Source organism: Paraburkholderia sp. GAS42 (assembly GCF_050436565.1).
Classification (GTDB): domain Bacteria; phylum Pseudomonadota; class Gammaproteobacteria; order Burkholderiales; family Burkholderiaceae; genus Paraburkholderia.
In genome coordinates, this window is the sequence record NZ_JBNDML010000063.1 from 1 (window position 1) to 2,442 (window position 2,442).

Annotated in this window: 2 protein-coding genes; both read right to left on the bottom strand. The window is 63.0% G+C overall.

Annotated features, from left to right (window positions below; translation table 11 throughout):
- Positions 1–24: 24 nt before the first annotated feature.
- Positions 25–1,416, bottom strand: coding sequence for an IS66 family transposase (tnpC, locus tag P3T16_RS34760; protein ID WP_429345656.1), 1,392 nt, complete (start codon positions 1,414–1,416; stop codon positions 25–27).
- Positions 1,417–1,490: 74 nt separating this feature from the next.
- Positions 1,491–1,838 (bottom strand): IS66 family insertion sequence element accessory protein TnpB, encoded by a 348-nt coding sequence (tnpB, locus tag P3T16_RS34765; protein WP_408428130.1) that lies wholly within the window; start codon positions 1,836–1,838, stop codon positions 1,491–1,493.
- Between the last annotated feature and the right edge of the window lie 604 nt (positions 1,839–2,442).

The following is a 2,442-nucleotide window of genomic DNA, read 5'->3' on the forward strand; positions in this document are numbered from 1 at the left end:
ATACGGATTATGCCGACTCAGCAATCACAAAAGGGCATGAGGAAGGCCCTCCGCACCCTTGACGCGACATAATCCGGAAGTCGGCATAACGTGATTCATGCCGCTAGCGGCATGACACCAGTTGTTGTCCGGCAGCAGGATACCGCTTTCGGTGTAGCGAATCAGGGCCTGCCAGTGACGTAACGCATAGCCGAACGCCTTCGCGAGCGGCGCCTGAGCTGGCAAACCGATGACGTTGCCTTCCAGCCATTGCCGGAACTGCGTGAGCACCGGCAGCGCCTCGGTTTGCCGCGCCGCGTATTTGATGTTGGGCGTGTGGTCTTTGATCCGCGACTCGATCGCGTACAGGCGGGCAATCCACTGCAGCGCCTGCGCCGCGAGTCCCGGTTTGCTCTGTGCCTTCGCGATTTCAAAGAAGCGTCGGCGGCAATGGGCCCAGCATCCGACCTCGACGATGTTTCCGGTTTCGTAAAGTGCGCCATGCCCGCTGTATGCGTCCGCCTGCAGGTAACCTTTGTACTTCTGAAGGTACCGCAGCGGATGCGAACCGGAGCGCGATTCCGCGAACTCGAACACGACCGCCGGCGGGTGGTCGACCCAGACACCGTTCTCCTCGCGTTGGCCGGCGCCAAGATAGCCCCATAATCGCGCTGTACGCGTCGCCGTGCGACCCTTCTCGAGTAACGGCAGCGTCGTGTCGTCCACGTGCATGCGCGGCGCCTGCAACTGGTGAGCCCGCAGCGGCGGCAGCAGCACTTCGAGCAGTTCGGCTGCCGCCAGCTTCCATTCGCACAGCGTTGCCCGGGGCAGATGCACACCGCGTCGTGCATAGCGCATCTCCTGCCGGTTTAAAGGCGGGTGATCGACGTAGGTGTTGACCAGGATGTTAGCGAGCAGGCTCGCGCTCGCATTGCTCTTCGGCAGCGGCGAGGGCTGGGCACTTGCGGTCACGATGGTCGACTCACCATCCTTCTTCGCCGCGTACTTGAAACGGATATGCTCGATAACGGTGAGTGTGGACGGCTCATAGTGCAGCGTCTCGCTGCGCTCTTCGCCGATGCGTTCGAGCGTATCGAATGCTGCCTTCTGTTCGTCGCTCAGATCATATTCAACGCGCTTGCGCGGCAGGTCCTTCGGCAGCGCCGGACGGCCCTTGCGGGTGTGGCCCGCGACTGGAACCTGCGCCGGCTCAGGAGGAATGGGCAACTCCGTGGCGGCATCGAACAGTTCCGTCTGGCCCACCTGCCGCTCGGAACTGACGCCGAAGCGCGCGCGGTTCGCCTGGGCAATCTGGTGCTGCAGCGCTTCCAGCTGCTCCCACAGCACGCATGTCAGCCGGTTCTGTTCGAGCGCGAAGGCTTGCAGCTCGTCGGGCTCGACCGGCAATTCCGCGACAGTGATGGCGGTGGGCGGCATGGCTATCATGATGCCCAACTCGCGCTACGTTTACAAGATTGGGGAGCGTTGTATCCGCGCAGGCGACAGCGAGTTCAGCTCACGCGCGTCACCGCGACCGCGTGATGCGGCTCGCGTGCCGGGATCTCAATGCCTTCGAGCCAGGCGTTGAGTTCGGCGAGCGTGAAGCCGCGTTGCGCGAGCGCCAACGGGGATGGAAAGCGGCCCCGTTCAAGGCGCTTGTACCAGAGCGCGAAGCCGGTGCGATCCCAGTATAGGCATTTGACTTTCGAGCGGTCCCGGCCGACGAACACGAACAGATTGCCCGAGACAGGGTTCTGGGCCAGCAGTGGTTCGACCAGATATGACAGGCCGTCGATGGATTTGCGCATGTCGACCGGCTCACGGCAGATATACGCACGAACATCGGCTGCGATCAGCATCGGCTACCTCCGAGCTGTGCGAGCACGAAACGCACGATGCGCTCGGCATGAGCACCGGTCAGCTCGATGCGAACACCGGCGAGCGACAACGTTACCCGATCACGCGAAGACGACAAAGCGTCCGCCGTCGACGGTGGCGCAGGAGTGGCTGGTGCGGTGTCCGGATGGGAAACGATAAATGCCGCGTCCGGGGTGACCGCGAGCGGCTGCGCGTCTGCTCGTGCCTCGCCAGAGAGCTTCTTGCGCCACAGGCCGAAGGTACTGACGGCGAGCCCTGCTCACGGCAGAAACGTCGAAGGCCCAGTCCGCTTGTGGTCCATGCCATGACCATCTCGCGCCAGAATGCTTCGCCTTGCCGGGGGGCGTCGTGCGCCCGTCGGTACGGCCTCGCCCGTTGCGTCGTCCATTGTCTTGCTCCGTCGTTACGATGGCATCACCTTCGCACCGCGCTTGCGTGCGTTCAAGACGGGATGCGCTGACGGATACTCTGGCACTAGGCTGATGCATCCGGACTTTCACTTCACCGGGGTCCTGGCCTGTATAGATGAATCAGTGTCCGGGCTGCCGATGTTACCTTCGCGCGCTTCGATCCACACAATCGCCC

What these genes read in the sequence shown, in the direction of transcription:
- tnpC (WP_429345656.1), bottom strand. Translation starts at nt 1,416, where the DNA reads ATGCCGCCCACCGCCATCACTGTCGCGGAATTGCCGGTCGAGCCCGAC.
- tnpB (WP_408428130.1), bottom strand. Translation starts at nt 1,838, where the DNA reads ATGCTGATCGCAGCCGATGTTCGTGCGTATATCTGCCGTGAGCCGGTC.